The sequence below is a fragment of the Mesorhizobium sp. B2-8-5 genome (assembly GCF_006440675.2).
In the GTDB taxonomy this organism is placed as follows: Bacteria; Pseudomonadota; Alphaproteobacteria; order Rhizobiales; family Rhizobiaceae; genus Mesorhizobium.
The window spans coordinates 3,298,861-3,314,498 of the sequence record NZ_CP083951.1 but is presented as its reverse complement, the minus strand read 5'-3'; the positions used below and the strand labels follow the sequence as shown (position 1 = coordinate 3,314,498).

12 protein-coding genes are annotated in these 15,638 nt (G+C 64.4%); 5 read left to right on the top strand and 7 right to left on the bottom strand.

Annotated elements, in window-relative coordinates; translation table 11 throughout:
• Positions 1-24: 24 nt before the first annotated feature.
• Positions 25-501, bottom strand: coding sequence for an Lrp/AsnC family transcriptional regulator (locus FJ430_RS15990; RefSeq protein WP_140655065.1), 477 nt, complete (start codon positions 499-501; stop codon positions 25-27).
• Between the two features lie 89 nt (positions 502-590).
• Here FJ430_RS15990 and FJ430_RS15985 point away from each other — a divergent pair, with 89 nt between their 5' ends.
• On the top strand, positions 591-1,520 hold the full coding sequence (locus FJ430_RS15985; RefSeq protein WP_140705885.1) for an EamA family transporter: 930 nt from the start codon (positions 591-593) through the stop codon (positions 1,518-1,520).
• Between the two features lie 59 nt (positions 1,521-1,579).
• On the opposite strand, the gene FJ430_RS15980 is transcribed toward FJ430_RS15985, so the two are convergent.
• Positions 1,580-2,482, bottom strand: coding sequence for a dienelactone hydrolase family protein (locus tag FJ430_RS15980; RefSeq protein ID WP_140644135.1), 903 nt, complete (start codon positions 2,480-2,482; stop codon positions 1,580-1,582).
• A 230-nt stretch (positions 2,483-2,712) separates the two neighbouring features.
• Here FJ430_RS15980 and FJ430_RS15975 point away from each other — a divergent pair, with 230 nt between their 5' ends.
• Entirely contained in the window at positions 2,713-3,150 is a 438-nt protein-coding gene (locus tag FJ430_RS15975; protein ID WP_140655056.1) for a hypothetical protein, read from the top strand.
• Positions 3,151-3,518: 368 nt separating this feature from the next.
• On the opposite strand, the gene FJ430_RS15970 is transcribed toward FJ430_RS15975, so the two are convergent.
• Positions 3,519-3,719: a hypothetical protein gene (locus FJ430_RS15970; RefSeq protein WP_140705889.1), complete on the bottom strand. Its 201-nt coding sequence runs from the start codon at positions 3,717-3,719 to the stop codon at positions 3,519-3,521.
• Between the two features lie 615 nt (positions 3,720-4,334).
• Positions 4,335-6,650 carry a glucose/quinate/shikimate family membrane-bound PQQ-dependent dehydrogenase gene (locus FJ430_RS15965; protein ID WP_140705891.1) on the bottom strand — a complete coding sequence of 772 codons (2,316 nt, stop codon included), beginning with the start codon at positions 6,648-6,650 and terminating at the stop codon, positions 4,335-4,337.
• Between the two features lie 239 nt (positions 6,651-6,889).
• On the opposite strand from FJ430_RS15965, the gene FJ430_RS15960 reads away from it, so the two are divergent.
• From FJ430_RS15960 to FJ430_RS15950, 3 genes are all read left to right on the top strand, one after another.
• Positions 6,890-8,512 (top strand): tetratricopeptide repeat protein, encoded by a 1,623-nt coding sequence (locus FJ430_RS15960; protein WP_226892239.1) that lies wholly within the window; start codon positions 6,890-6,892, stop codon positions 8,510-8,512.
• Positions 8,513-8,631: 119 nt separating this feature from the next.
• Entirely contained in the window at positions 8,632-9,912 is a 1,281-nt protein-coding gene (locus tag FJ430_RS15955; protein ID WP_226891733.1) for a flavin-containing monooxygenase, read from the top strand.
• 54 nt (positions 9,913-9,966) lie between these two features.
• Positions 9,967-12,606, top strand: a complete 2,640-nt coding sequence (locus FJ430_RS15950) for an ATP-dependent helicase (RefSeq protein ID WP_140705893.1) — start codon at positions 9,967-9,969, stop codon at positions 12,604-12,606.
• Positions 12,607-12,615: 9 nt separating this feature from the next.
• Here FJ430_RS15950 and FJ430_RS15945 read toward each other — a convergent pair whose 3' ends face one another.
• From FJ430_RS15945 to FJ430_RS15935, 3 genes are all read right to left on the bottom strand, one after another.
• Positions 12,616-13,665, bottom strand: a complete 1,050-nt coding sequence (locus FJ430_RS15945) for an ABC transporter permease (protein ID WP_140644119.1) — start codon at positions 13,663-13,665, stop codon at positions 12,616-12,618.
• Positions 13,662-14,459: an ATP-binding cassette domain-containing protein gene (locus tag FJ430_RS15940; RefSeq protein WP_140705895.1), complete on the bottom strand. Its 798-nt coding sequence runs from the start codon at positions 14,457-14,459 to the stop codon at positions 13,662-13,664. The genes FJ430_RS15945 and FJ430_RS15940 overlap by 4 nt, the downstream gene beginning before the upstream one ends.
• 87 nt (positions 14,460-14,546) lie before the next feature.
• Positions 14,547-15,560, bottom strand: coding sequence for a substrate-binding domain-containing protein (locus FJ430_RS15935; protein ID WP_140705897.1), 1,014 nt, complete (start codon positions 15,558-15,560; stop codon positions 14,547-14,549).
• Positions 15,561-15,638 lie beyond the last annotated feature (78 nt).

The following is a 15,638-nucleotide window of genomic DNA, read 5'->3' as shown; positions in this document are numbered from 1 at the left end:
CGCTGCCCAGCCATCTCTGCCCAGTCATAGCTGCTTGAATCCGCCCAGCGGCGAGCGCGGCTCGACCGGCGACGACTGGATGATGGCGGTGTTGGTCATCGCATAGGGGATGATCCGGTCGATCACCCGCTCGAGCTCGCTCACAGAGCCGACATGAGCAAGCGCGATGAAGCAGTCCTCGCCGGTGACCCGGTCGCATTGCGCGATTTCCGGCAGCTCGCGGATGATGTCCGCTACCACCGAAAGCTGTCCCGGCACGGGCCTTATTCTCAGCCATGCCGACAGCTTCATGCCGAGAGCGGCCGGATTGATCCTGACCGTATAGGCCTCGATCACGCCGTTCTCCTGCAGCTTGCGGATGCGCTCCGCCACGCTCGGCGCCGACAGCCCGACCGCGCGCGCCAATTCCGCCGTGCTGATGCGCGCGTCCTTTTCCAGCAGACGCAGGACCTTCAGATCGATCGCGTCGATGTCGACATTTTCACTTCGAAGGTTTTTCAAATCAAATCTCTTCCATCAGAAAGCGAAACTGGGCACCAAGCCGTTCATCGCGCATATATTCCGTGAATTTTGCCTGCGATAATGCTCCTATGAAAGCTCAAACGCAAATTCCGGCTGCAAAGCAGGCCAGCGGTGATTTCGATACACGCCCCGCCCTCGCCGGCCCCACCACACTTGCTGGAACGGCCAACGCATTACCGCCGCATGTCTGGTTCTGCGTCAGCGCCGTGTTCCATTATCTGGGCCCGGCCTTCGCGGTGCTGCTTTTCGCTCAGGTCGGCGTCCTCGGCATGGCTTGGCTGCGCATCGCCACCGCCGCTGTCATCTTCGCCCCGCTGACAAGGCCCTGGCGCGTCTTCGCCCGCGCGGATCGCGCTCAGCGGCTGCTGCTGCTGGCCTTCGGCATCTGCCTGGCGGTGATGAACTGCTCGTTCTATCTAGCGCTCGACCGCCTGCCGATCTCGCTGGTGGCGGCGATCGAATTCGTCGGCACGATCGCGGTCGCGCTGGTCGGCCTGCGCAGCCCGCGCAACTTTGCTGCGCTCGCCATTGCCGTTGTCGGCACCTTGCTGCTCATCGACGTGAAATGGTCCAGCGATCCGGTCGGCTTGTTCTGGGCCTTCTTGAATGGTGCCCTCTTCGTCGGCTACATCGTGATCGGTCACCGCGTCGCCCAGGCAGGCATCGGCATCGCCGGCCTCGGCACCGCCATGGCAGTCGCTTTTCTCATCGTGTTGCCCATCGGCTTTCGCGAGGCGCTGCCTGCCTTCTCGTCGCCGCAACTCCTCGTCGCCGCGATCGGCGTCGGCGTCTGCTCCTCGGTCATCCCCTACATCTGCGACCAGTTCGCCATGGCGCGGCTGCCGCGCGCGAGCTTCGCATTGATGCTCTCGCTCCTGCCGCTCACGGCAACGCTGATCGGCGTCGTCGTGCTGCGCCAGGTGCCCAGCGTCACCGACTGCATCGGCATTTCGCTGGTCATCGCCGGCGTGGCCTTCCACAAGCCGGCGCAGCGATGATCTGCCGACGGCTGTGGAGGCGCCGTTTCCAGGCCGGGCTCACCTGAATATCAACACAGCTATGCCAGCTTCTCCTTCAGGAAGGCGATCGTCCTCCCCCAGGCGAGATCGGCGGCCTTCTTGTCGTAGCGCGCGGCCGAGGTGTCGTTGTTGAAGGCGTGATTGGCGCCGTCATAGACATAGACGGTGTATTCGACATGCGCGGCGTCGAGCGCCTTCTTGTAGGCGTCGATGCCGGCATTGGTCCTGTTGTCCAGCCCGGCATAATGCAGAAGCAGGGGCGCCTTGATCTTCGCGGCGTCCTCGGCCTTGGGCTGCATGCCGTAATAGGCGACGCCGGCGCTGAGGTCCGGCGCATGGACGGCAAGTTGGTTGACCGCGCCGCCGCCCCAGCAGAAGCCGACCGCCCCGACCTTGCCGTTGCCGTCCTTGAGGCCCTTGAGGTAGGCGATCGTCGCCACGCCGTCGGCCGCGACCTGGGCAGCGTCGAGCTTGGTGAACATGTCGCGCGCCTTGTCCTCGTCGGACGGCGTACCGCCGAGCGGCGACAGAAAATCCGGCGCCAGCGCGACGAACCCTTCCAGCGCCACGCGCCGGGCGACGTCGCGGATATGTGCGTTGAGACCCCTGTTCTCGTGGATGACGATGACGGTGCCGAGCTTGCCCGACTGATCCGCCGGCTTGACCAGATAGGCTTTCATCTCGCCGCTTGAGCCGGGATAGGTGACGTCCCCGCCCTTAACGCGGCTGTCGTCCTCGGCGACGATCGCGGCCTGGGCGGAATTGGCCGCCAGCATCGGCGCGATCGCAGCCGCCGCGGCGCCCGAGCCCGCCAGCTTGGTCAACTGCTCCATGAAGCGGCGGCGGTCGAGCGTCAGATGCGTGTATTCGTCATAGGCATCGATCATCGCCTGACTGATGACAGGCTGAGTGATGACGGGCTTGGCAACGGGTTCGGTCATGGCTGTCCTCGACGATTGGCGGGTGATCCGCAACATAGGGTCGAGAATTGCACGGTCCAGTCACGCCCGGGTGATGATCCCTTGGGGAATCTTAGTAGAGCCGCTGCGCCGACAAGCAGCTTGATTCATCACATTTTGGTCATTTCTGAAAGTCTTGATGGTGCTGTCACATTAGGACACGAAGTTGGCCGAGCCGCCTCGCCGATACGAATGACGAAAAGGGGAATGCCATGAACGCCCAGGACATCATCAACACCGTTTCCTCGAAGGCCGGCCTCGACGAGCCGACCACCGAGAAGGTTGTCGGCACCATCTTTTCCGTGCTGGAGCACGAAGCGGACGGCACCAGCGTTTCGTCCTTCTTCGACCAGATACCCGGCGCCGGTGCGCTGGCGCAGAGATACGACGTGATGGCCGCCGGCGCGACGGCCAATTCGGGCGGCGGACTTCTGTCGTCGCTGCAGGGCGCGCTCGGCGGCGTGCTCGGCGAAAAAGCCGGTGCGCTGATCAACGGCGTCGCCGTGCTGAAGGCGTCCGGCCTCGACATGGCGCAGATCCGGCAGGCCGGCGAAACCTTGATCAAGCAGGCCGAAGCCGCCGCCGGCCCGGACCTGACCAACCAGGTGCTGGACCAGGTGCCGAGCCTGAGGGGCCATCTCGGGCTTTGAAGCGTTCCGAACAGGTCTTGAGCGGCTCGGCCATTCGACGGCGGGGCCGATCCGCTTTCTGACGACCGAAGGCGTCCCACCGGCGAAGCCGCTTAGTCCGCCTCATGGGGAACAAGATAGTTCGTAGTTTTTGTGCCTCGGGTGATTGTTAGGGCGGAATATCCAGGCGGCAGCGAATCGGTAAACGTAGCGTCAATCTCCCTGCACTGGCCAATAATTTCGCCGACAGGGGACTTGGCCAAACGATCCGCCAAGGCCGCTCTGCATTTATCGACGGAGTAGATTTGAGGCGCGATTTCGAGCGGCCGACAAGCCCACTCCGGACTGCACGAAAGCAAAACCATTATCGCTGACGCCTCCGGTCCCATTTAGCATTTTCCTGAGCACTCATCCGACGTGACAAAGGACAGTGCGATCAGGTCATCGACGTCGATGCCGCCGCGACCATTGTCCAAAATGTCGGCGACCTTCTGAAATGCGACCATATCATCCACGCTGACGTTGGCCGTCTGCATCCTCTCATGCAGACCCGCCACCTTGGTCTCCAGGGATCTGGAAGTTTCGATCATGGTTTGCCTCCGTTAGTATGTGTGCCAGACGTCAATTTGGTCTTGCAGTCATCGCAGCTGAAGATGCTTACCGCCTTGAACCATAAACCGGTTTTGATAGTCGGCGAGTGGCGGCTAGGGCGCTCGTAACGGATGCTCACGTCTCGCAACTCATTGGAAATCGACACCGTCCACCTCTTGCCCACCCTCAACGGATGCCCGCCATCCTGCTGGGGTGACGGACATCCATAAACTGGCGATGAAGGGACTCATGGCCGCCAGTCGGGACACAATGAGATAGCGGGCTATATGTTTCGTCCTTGGGACCAATGCTTGTGATGTGCGACTTCAGTCGGAACCGATAGCCGACTGGGGACTTGCGCCAGGAACGAACCAACCGACCCTCCGTTGACCGACTGCCGGAAGCTCCCGCGACGGCGGTTGAGCACGAAGCAGAGGCTCCAGCGCTGGCGGGTTGCGCGCTGGAGCCGTCTTAAAAGGTTGGAGCGAGAAAATGGAAGACTATCGGAACAGTGTCCTGGAGGCTCGTTGGCTTCTCGCCGTACCCGTGTCGCTTCTCCTGACCGTCCTGCTGGCGGGCTTCCTGCTTTCGTAGCAGACCGGCCTCACCCGCACCTATTTCGGCAGCGTATAGGCCATCACGTAATCGCCCGGTTTGGTGCCGACCGAGCCGTGGCCGCCGGCGACGATGACGACGAACTGGCGACCGTCGGCCACCGTATAGGTCATCGGTGTCGACTGCCCGCCCGCCGGCAGCCGCGCCTGCCAGAGCTGCCGGCCGGTGATGAGGTCATAGGCGCGCAGATAATCGTCGACCGCGGCGCCCAGGAACGCCACGCCGCCTCCCGTGATCATCGGCCCGCCAATACCCGGCACGCCGACCTTCAGCGGCAAAGGCAGCGGCGTCATGTCGTAGACGGTGCCGTTGCGGTGCTTGTAGGCGATGTTTCCCGTCTTGAGGTCGACGCCGGCGACATAGCCCCAGGGCGGCGCCTGGCAGGGAATGCCGAGCGGCGACAGGAACGGTCCCATCACCACCGCGTAAGGCGCGCCGTCGTTGCGGTTCAGCCCCTGCTCGCTGCCCTTGGTGTTGTCGCCCGGCGCCGGCACGTCCGCGCGCGGAATGAGCTTCGAGGTGAAGGCGAGGTAGGTCGGCATGCCGAACATCACCTGCCGCACCGGATCGACCGCGACGCCGCCCCAGTTGAAGACGCCGAAATTGCCGGGGTAGATCAGCGAGCCCTGCAGCGAGGGCGGCGTGTAGCGTCCCTCATAGCGCAGCTTCTTCAACTCGATCCGGCACGCCAGTTGGTCGAACATGGTGATGCCCCACATGTCGGTGCCGGTCAGCGGCTTCGGATTGAATGAAAGGTCGGACGCCGGCTGCGTCGGCGAGGCATGATCGCCCTCGATCGCGCCGCCGGGCGCCGGGACTTCCTTCACCGGAATGATCGGCTCGCCCGTGCGCCGGTCGAGCACGTAGAGATCTCCCTGCTTTGTCGGCCCGACCAGCGCCGGCACCCCGCCGTTCGCCGTGGTGATGTCGACCAGCGACGGCTGCGCCGGCACGTCCATGTCCCACAGATCGTGATGCACGGTCTGCCGCACCCAGCGCAATTGTCCGGTGTTGAGGTCGAGCGCGGTGATCGAGGACGAGAATTTCTCGACATTGGCGCTGCGGCCCATGCCGAGCTGGTCCGGCGTCTGGTTGCCGAGCGGCACGTAGAGCAGCCCGAGTTTCTCGTCGGCGCTCGCGGTCGACCACATGTTGGGAGAGTTGTGGGTGTAGGTTTGCCCGGCGGGCAGCGGCGTCGTCACATCCGGATTGCCGGAATCCCAGTTCCACAGCAGCGCGCCGGTATCGACGTCGAAGGCGCGGATGATGCCGGACGGCTCCTCGGTCGAATAATTGTCGTTGACCGCGCCGCCGACGATGATCTTTCCGGCGACGATCAGCGGCGCCGACGTCGAATAGTAATAACCCGACTTCGGATAGGGCATGCTGGCCATCAGGTTCAGCGTGCCGCCCTCGGCGAAGGACGGACACACCTGCCCGTTCGCCGCGTCGAGCGCGATCAGCCGGGCGTCGGAGGTCGGCAGGTAGATGCGCGCGGCGCAGGGCTGGCCGGCGGCGATCTTGGCGTCGGCATAATAGGCCACGCCGCGGCATGTCTGGTGCTGGCGGTCGGGGTCGAGCTTGATCTTCGGGTCGTAGCGCCAGTTCTCCTTGCCGCTCGCGGCATCGATGGCGATGGCGAAATTATGCGGCGTGCAGATGAACAGCGCGTCGCCGATCTTCAGCGGCGTCACCTGATAGGTCGTCTCGCCGATATCGTCGGGGCCTTTCACGTCGCCGGTGCGATAGGTCCAGGCCGGCTGCAGCTTGGCGACATTGTCAGGCGTGATCTGGTCGAGCGGCGAATAGCGCTGGCCGAAGGGCGTGCGGCCGTAGAAGCGCCACTCGCCGGCCGGCATGTCGCCGCCGAGATTGGCCGCCGCCGCCACCTTCTCGGTGCCCAGCGAGCCGCCGATATCCTTGGGGTCGGCGGTCATCGAATAGCCGGCGACCGCGAGCGAGGCGAGCACGGCCAGGATCAGCGGCGCGCGTCCGTCCGGCCCCCGCAGGCCTCGCCTTGCCCATGGCGTCAGCAGCCACAGGGCGATGAGCACGATGACACCGCCGCGCGGACCGAGCTGCCACCAGTCGAAGCCGATTTCCCAGACCGCCCAGCACAAAGTGGCGAGCACGAACAGCGCGTAGAGCCAGAGCGAGGCCGACCTGCGCCTGAACAGCAGCCAGGCGGTGATCAGGAAGACCAGGCCGGCGATCAGGTAGTACCAGCTGCCGCCCAGCACCGCGAGCCAGATGCCGCCGCCGCCGAGAATGAGACCGATGAGGAAAAGGACGAGGGAGGTGATGGTGGTGGCCACGAAAGACTCCCGCAGTTATGCGCAGCAGCAAGATCCCCGCTACAAACCTGGAACCAGTATGCTTCCGATTCTATTCTAAACCGCAGCGGCAGTTTCGGTTGGCCCGTGCGCCGTGTCAATTCATGGCGCCGGTCCTCCCACTGCGCAATCGGCGTTTCGATCCCGCTGGCCGGTGCGTGAGCGCGTGCGCATGCCGGACGGTCTTCCGGAAATCCGTCGGCCGGTGCTATGTCTTGTCGATGGACAGCGTTGCCACAATGCTCCGACGCGCCCGCGACGCCTATGAGAAGCGGGCTTGGGCGGATGCGCTGGAGTTACTGCGGGCCGCGGACGAAGTCACCGCTTTGGGAACAGACGATCTGGAGCGCATGTTCTGGTCGGCTGGAATGCTTGACCGCGATCCCGATATCGTTGCCGCAGCCGAACGCCTGGTCAAAGCGCACAGCGATGCGGGCCGTGACGACAGAGCGGCATATTGGGCCTGCTTCCATGGCTCCCGGCTTCTGGCATTGGGCGAGCAGGGCCGCGCAACCGCATGGCTGCAGCGGGCGCAGCGCCTTGTGGAGAGCTTTGGTCGCGAATGCTCGACACAAGGCTATCTGGCTTTGCTGGCGGCGCAGAAAGATCTCAGGGCAGGCAGTGATGAAACATCCGCTGCGCATGCAAGGCAGGCGCTTGCGATAGGCGAGCGCTGTCGCGATATCGACCTGGTCGCTTTCGCCAGATGCGTTCTCGGTCGCGCGCTGGTACGGCAAGGGCGCGTCGAGGAAGGCATCGCCTCTCTGGATGAAGCCATGTTGCCCGTCATCGGCGGCGAGCTCTCGCCGGTAGTCACCGGGCTGGTCTATTGCAATCTCATCGCCGAGTGCCGCCAGGTCTATGCGCTCGATCGCTCCCGCGAATGGACGGATGCGCTGTCGGCCTGGTGCGGAGCGCAGCCGCAACTGGTTCAATTCAACGGTGCCTGCATGCTGCACCGGGCAGAGATCATGGAAATGAACGGCAATTGGCCGGAGGCGATCGCGGAGTCGCGCCGTGCGGCATCTTCTCCTGTTGCCAAGGCGGCTCGCGACAACACGATCGCGGGCGCCGCCTATCAAGAAGCCGAAATCCACCGCCTGCGCGGCGAATTCGCCGCCGCCGAGGAGATGTACCGGAATGCCAGCCGGCTAGGACTCGAGCCGCAGCCGGGCATGGCCTTGCTGCGCCTGATGCAAGGTCGCACGGAGCAGGCGGCAGCGACCCTGCGCCGTGTGCTCGCCACCACTGAAGCACCGCTCAGCCGTGCCCGTCTGCTTCCGGCGATGATCGAAATTGCAATCGCCGGGGCGATCGAGGAGGCCCGCAACGCCTGCCGTGAGCTGGAAGCGACCGCCAGCCGGTTCGCGACCGAGATACTGGGTGCGATCGCATCTCAGGCAAGAGGCGAAATCGAAATGCACGACGGCAACGCCGCGGCTGCGCTCGGTCACTTCCGCGCGGCGCTCGCGATCTGGCAACGTGCCGGCGCTCCCTATCTGGAGGCGCGGCTGCGCGTGCTGGCCGGCCAGGCCTGCCGTATGCTCGCGGACGAGGATGGCGCGGGACTCGAATTCGACGCCGCGCGTTCGGTTTTTGTGGAACTCGGCGCCGCGCCTGATCTCGATCGCCTTAACGCATTGGCCAGGCCCACCACCTCATCGGCGCACGGCCTGACGCGGCGCGAGATAGAGGTGCTGACCCATATCACCACCGGCACCAGCACGGCCTGCTCTAACGCATATCCAAATTGCGCAGCGTTTTGGGGCAACGACAAGTATCGAAACAAAGACTTGGAGCGTCGCCCGAATCCGCTCGTCGCGGCGCGCTTTAGGCACTGCTAGCCCCATGGGGAGAAATCCCCATCATCTTTCCTTTGCCGCATGGGGCCTATCCCCGAAGCGTGTCGACGGGCTGGTTCGCTACTCTTCTCCCATGGCTCACCAAGCCGATGGAGACAGAGATGAACGGACGAACGGAAGTGATTTCAATTCAACAGGCAAATCCGCAAGGCACGGGCGCAATCGGCATAGCGGAGACGAAGGCGCGTGCCGGCGCGCTGCTCGAACTCGGGACGGCCTTCATGAAACTTCAGGCTGACACCGCGCAGACGCAGCTGGGCGACGCGAACATCGACAGCGAGCCGCGCCCCGCGCCGCGAGAGGAGCATTTCGACGTCGTCATCGTCGGCGCAGGCCAGAGCGGCCTTTCCGTCGGTTACTATCTGGCCCGCAAGGGGATAAAGTTCGTCATCCTGGAAGCTCGCCAGCGCGTCGGGGATATTTGGCGCGCGCGATGGGATTCGCTGCGCCTTTTCACGCCGGCGCGCTTCGACGGACTGGCGGGCATGCGTTTCCCGGCCCCGGCCCGTTCCTTCCCGACCAAGGATGAAATGGCCGATTATCTGGAAGCCTATGCCGAGAAATTCGCCTTGCCGGTACGCACGGGCGCCAAGGTTGACGAGGTTAATCGCCACGGCGGGCGTTATGTCGTCACCGCCGGCGCGAGCCGTTTCACCGCCGATCATGTCGTCATTGCCGCCGCGAGCTACCAGAAGCCGAAGCTTCCGGATTTCGCCGCGCTGCTTGATCCCGCGATACGGCAATTCCACTCATCCGCCTACCAAAACCCGTCGCAGCTCAGGCCGGGCGGGGTACTTCTGGTCGGGGCCAGCAATTCAGGTGCGGAGATTGCCATGGACCTGGCCGGCACGCACCGCGTCTGGCTGGCCGGCCGGCATCCAGGCCACATTCCCGTGGCCTACAACGGCACCATCGCTCTCCGTGTGGTGATACCGTTCGTTTTCCGCGTCCTTCTCCACCGTCTGCTTTCCGTGGATACGCCGATCGGGCGCAGGGTAAGACCAGCACATCTCGTCCATGGCCTTCCGCTGATCCGGGTAAAGCCGCAACACATGGACGCGGCCCAGATAAACCGGGTTGCGCGCGTCGCCACCGTCAAGGACGGTAAGCCGGTGCTCGAGACCGGCGAGGCTCTCGAGGTCGAGAACGTAATCTGGTGCACCGGCTTCCGGCCCGGACTGGATTGGATCAAGCTGTCGATTTTTGATGAAAGCGGCCGGCCGGGGCAATATCGCGGGTCCGTTACCGGCGAACCTGGGCTCTATGTCTGCGGCCTGCCATTCCAGCACTCCCCCTCCTCGACAATGATCCACGGCGCGGAAAGGGACGCCGGCTACGTGGCGGATGCGATAAGCGAGCGGATGCGGATCGCCAAAAACTAGAACAAAACGTAGACAGTTCTGGTCTTTCGCTGCCGAATCACTACATTCGGGGCGATGTCGGGCTTTTCCGAAGACATGCCTTTTTTCGATGAACCGAATGCGCGGCCGGCAGCGGCTCCATCCGGCATAGCCGCGCGCGCCATGGCGGCGCGCAGCGGCCAGACCGGCGCGCCCGATTATCTGAAGGGCCTCAACCCGGAGCAGCGGCTCGCCGTCGAGACGACCGAAGGCCCGGTTCTGGTGCTGGCCGGCGCCGGCACCGGCAAGACGCGGGTGCTCACCACCCGCATCGCCCATATCCTTGCCACCGGCAGGGCATTCCCCTCGCAGATCCTGGCCGTCACCTTCACCAACAAGGCCGCGCGCGAGATGAAGCAGCGCATCGGCCACCTGATCGGCGAAGGCAATGTCGAGGGCATGCCGTGGCTCGGCACCTTCCACTCGATCGGCGTGAAGCTGCTTCGCCGCCACGCCGAGCTTGCCGGGCTGAAGTCGGATTTCACCATCCTCGACACCGACGACGTGGTGCGGCTGATCAAGCAGCTGATCCAGGCCGAAGGGCTGGACGACAAGCGTTGGCCGGCCAAGACCTTCGCCCAGATGCTCGACAACTGGAAGAACAAGGGTCTCGGACCCGACGAAATCGCGGAAGGCGATGCGCGCAGTTTCGGCAACGGCAAGGGCCGCCAACTCTACAAGGCCTATCAGGAACGGCTGCAGACGCTGAATTCCTGCGACTTCGGCGACCTGCTCTATCACCCGATCCGCATCTTCCGCGCCTACCCCGACGTGCTGAAGGAGTACCACCGCAGGTTCAAATACATACTGGTCGACGAGTACCAGGACACCAACACCGCGCAATATATGTGGCTGCGCCTGTTGGCGCAAAGACCCCAGTCAGGGCGCGCGCCATCGGCCGAAGGCCGCAAGCCCGACCGGGCGCCGGCCGGTCAGGCCGCCCCCGCGGAGGCCAGCGAGCGGAGCGAGCGCGCGGCCGTGAGCGAAAACAAAGTCAACATCTGCTGCGTCGGCGACGACGATCAGTCGATTTATGGCTGGCGCGGCGCCGAGGTCGACAACATCCTGCGCTTCGACAAGGATTTTCCGGGCGCCACCATCATCCGGCTGGAGCGCAACTACCGGTCCACCGCGCATATTCTGGGCGCGGCCTCGCATCTCATCGCCCATAATGAGGGCCGCTTCGGCAAGACGCTGTTCACCGACCGCGACGACCCCGAGGACGACAAGGTGCATGTCCACGCCGCCTGGGATTCGGAGGAAGAGGCGCGCGCCATCGGCGACACCATCGAGACCTATCAGCGGCAAAAGCACAACCTCAACGACATGGCGATCCTGGTGCGCGCCTCGTTCCAGATGCGCGCCTTCGAAGATCGTTTCATCACGCTGGGCTTGAACTACCGCGTCATCGGCGGCCCGCGCTTCTACGAGCGCTTGGAAATCCGCGACGCACTTGCCTTCTTCCGCGTCGTCGCCAACGGCGGCGACGACCTCGCCTTCGAGCGCATCGTCAACGTGCCGAAGCGCGGGCTGGGCGAAGCCACCATCCGCCAGATCCATGACACGGCGCGCGCCATGCGCGTCCCGATGCTGGAGGCCGCCGCGACGCTCGCCGAAAGCGACGAGCTGAAGCCGAAGCCGCGCGCGGCGCTGCGCGAGGTCGCAGCCAATTTCGAGCGCTGGCAGAAGGCGCTGGAAACCACCCCGCACACCGAGCTCGCCGAGACCATCCTGGAGGAAAGCGGCTACACCGACATGTGGAAGAACGACCGTTCGGCGGATTCGCCCGGACGGCTGGAAAACCTCAAGGAGCTGATCCGCTCCATGGAGGAATATGAATCGCTGCGTTCCTTCCTCGAGCATGTCGCGCTGGTGATGGAGGCCGAGCAGGGCGAGTCGCAAGATGCGGTCTCGATCATGACGCTGCATTCGGCCAAGGGCCTCGAATTCGAGACCGTCTTCCTGCCCGGCTGGGAGGAAGGCCTGTTCCCGCATCAGCGCGCGCTGGATGAAGGCGGACGCTCCGGCCTCGAGGAAGAGCGCCGGCTTGCCTATGTCGGCCTGACGCGCGCTAAGAAGAACCTGCACATCTGGTTCGTCTCCAACCGCCAGATCCACGGCCTGTGGCAATCGACGATCCCGTCGCGCTTTGTCGACGAATTGCCCGAAACCCATATCGATATCGCCGACAGCGGCAACAGCTATGGCGGCTACGGCAATCCCTATGGCGGCGGCGCCTTCGCTTCCGGGCGCGGTGGCGGTCGGCAGAATCCCTACGGCGCCTCGCGCTTCGACAATATCGGCGCCAAGGACCAAGGCAGCTTCTCCAACACCTATGCCACGCCCGGCTGGCAGCGCGCGCAGGCGAACCGCACCGAGGCGACCGACCGCAACTGGGGCACCCGCTCCGGCCATCAGGTGGAACGCATCGGCTATGGCGAGACAGACTCCGGCTACGGCGCCGGCCGCACCTCGGTGAAAGGCCGCACCATCGAGGGCGAGCTGGTCGCCAAATCCGTCGCCGACACGCCATCCGCCTTCAATGTCGGCGACCGCGTCTTCCACCAGAAATTCGGCAACGGCAACATCGCGGCCATCGACGGCAACAAGCTCACCATCGACTTCGACAAGGCCGGCCAGAAACGCGTGCTGGACGGGTTTGTCGCGCCGGTGTGACCGGCCTTCCTACCGATACCGCGCCTGGTTCCACTTATGGCCGAGCAGCGACAGGATGATGATCAGCCCGTTGAAGAACTGGACGTAGAAGCCGCTCAAGCCCGCCGCCACCACGCCGGTCTGGATGAACGACACGGTGACCGCGCCGATCGCGCCGCCAACCACAGTGCCGATGCCGCCCCAGGTCGGCGTGCCGCCGACGAACACCGAGGCGAGCACCGGCAACAGATAGCCGTCGCCCGCCGTCGGCCACCAGGTGAAGTTGATCATCACCGAAAACGTGCCGGCGATCGCAGCGCCGATCCCGACGAAAACGAACACTTTCACCCGCACCCATTTGACGTCGATGCCCATCTGCCTGGCGCTGTCGGGATTGTCGCCGACCACCTTGACCTGCGCGCCGAAGCGATGGCGGTTGTAGAGCAGCGCCGAAAACACAACGAAGGCGATGGCCCAGAATATCTGCACAGGGATGCCCCAGACCTGGCTGGAGAAGATCCTGTAGGCCGAGCTGTCGGCAAGGCCGGTCAGCGCCATCGACTTGCCCTCGTTGATGATCTGGATCAGGCCGCGCAGCAGGAAATTCATGCCGAGCGTGGCGATCAGCGACGACAGCCCGCCATAGACGACCAGCGATCCCACCAGGAAGCCGAGCAGCGTGCCGGTGACGAGCGCCGCCGCGATACCGAGGAACGGGTCGTAGCCGGCCTGCACGACCAGCGCGAAGACCCAGGAGGCAAAACCCATCGTCGCCGGGAACGACAGGTCGATCTCCCCGCAGGTGACGACGAAGACCAGCGGCACCACCACGAACAGCGCCACCGGAAGCGTCGTCAGCACCGAGCTGTAAAGATACCAGGTGGAGAACACGGTCGGGTTGGCGATGATGAACACCGCCATCATGACGACGAAGACGGCGAGCGTGCCGAGCGATGCACGGTTGTCGAGGACGAAGCCGCGCAGCCAGTGATCGGAGGGATGGTTCCATTCCTTGCCGACTGCCGCGCCGCGCGCGCTTGCAAGGGGCTTCTGCAGATCGGGTTCCATGGCCTTGCTCATCGCGCTCCCTGCTCCGCTTCGCCGGCTTCCTGCAGTCCGGGCAGCCCGCCCGGATGCGCGACGTCTTCCATGAAATTGATGAGGTCGTCGGCCGACTTGACGTCGCTACGGTCAGCGCTGAGCGCCACCTTGCCGCGGTCGAGCACGACGAAACGGTCGGCGATATCGAAGACATGGTGGATGTTGTGGCCGATGAACAGGATCGAGCGGCCGCTCGCCCGCACCTGGCGCACGAAGTGGAAGACCTTGGCGGTCTCGGTCAGCGACAGCGCCGTCGTCGGCTCGTCGAGGATGATCAGCTCCGCCTGCTTGTAGATGGCGCGCGCGATCGCCACGCCCTGGCGCTCGCCGCCGGAAAGCTGGCCGACGATCGACTGCGGCGTGAACACTTTCGAGGTGAAGCCGATCTCGCGCATCAGCCGGCTCGCTTCCTCGATCTCCTTGTTGACCTTCAGCCAGCCCATGAAGCTGGTGAGCTCGCGGCCCATGAAGATGTTGCGCACGATCGTCTGCTGCACGGCCAAAGCCCGGTCCTGGAACACCGTCTCGATGCCGGCGTCGCGCGAGCGCGCCGCGCTCCATCCGCTGACCGGCTTGCCGCGCACCAGGATTTCGCCGCTGGTCGGCTTGACCACGCCGGACAGGATCTTGATCAGCGTCGACTTGCCGGCGCCATTGTCGCCGATCAGGCCGACCACCTCGCCGCGGTCGACGCTGAGATTGACGCCGCCCAGCGCATAGACCTGGCCATAGGATTTCTTGATGTCGCGCAGTTCGATGATGCGTTCGCCCATGCGATCCTCGCTTGAATTGTCCATCTGCCGGCCTTTGCGCTGGCGATCCGGCCGGCCGGGCCTAATCCCGGCCGGCGGCTTGGGAGGTCAACGCAGCGCCTGCTTGGCGAGCTCGGCGACGATCTCATAATTCTGCGGCGTGACGAAACCCGCGCCGGTATCGACATTCATCGGCGCCAGTCCCAGCACGACCTGTTGGCAAAGGCTGAGGATAGGCAGGTAGCCTTGCAGGAACGGCTGCTGGTCGGCCGTCAGTTGCACCCAGCCGCCCTTGAAGGCTTCGACGATCTGCGGACTGGTGTCGAAGCCGAAATTGAAGATGTCGCCTGGCTTTCGCCCCGCCGCCTGCATGTAGGTGGCGACATTGCCGAGCATCTGTCCGCCGGGATAGCCGACCGCCTTGACGTCGGGATGGTTGAGAAGTGCTGCCGTGATCACCGGAATGGCGAGATTGGGATCGGAAGCCCATTCGCCGCTCGGCGGCGAGGAGAGCTGGATCACCTCGACGCCCGCCTCCTTCAAGGCAGCCACCGTGCCGCGTTCGCGGGCACCGCGGTTTTCATTCTCGAACGGCCCGATCATGATCGCCTTGTCGCCGGCTTTCAGCTTGCCGAGCTTGAACGCCTCGGCGCCGAGCGCGCGGCCCTGCTGCTCCTGCTGCGCGCCGACATAGCCGCCGCCGAACGCTTCCACCACCTTCGGCACCGGCACGTTCTGGTACATCATCTTGATGCCGTCCTTATGCGCCTGCTCGGCCAGCGGCATGATCGCGGCATCGCCCGGATGGCCCATCATGGCGATGCCCTGCGGCTTGACAGCGACCGCCTCGCGCAATTGCTGCACCATTTTCTCGACGTCCCATTGCGAGAAGATGTAGTCGACCTTCGGCCCGAGATCGGCGGCCGCCTGCTTGGCGCCATTGTAGACGATGGTGCCGAAGGCGTCGCCCTCGGCGCCGCCGACGAAGAAGCGGATGTGCACGTCCTTGCACCATTGCGCGTCCAGCGCCTTTGCCGGCAAAGTGGAGATCGAGGCGCAGAGCGCCGTGGCGGCCGCCACGACGGTCGAGCGCAGAACAGTCCTTCTGGTCGTCATGCTCATGCACGTTCCTCCCTTTTGATCCCTCGCATCGGAGGGTTTTCGACAATCGCTCGGCGCGCCGCGCCGCAGTGCCGGCCG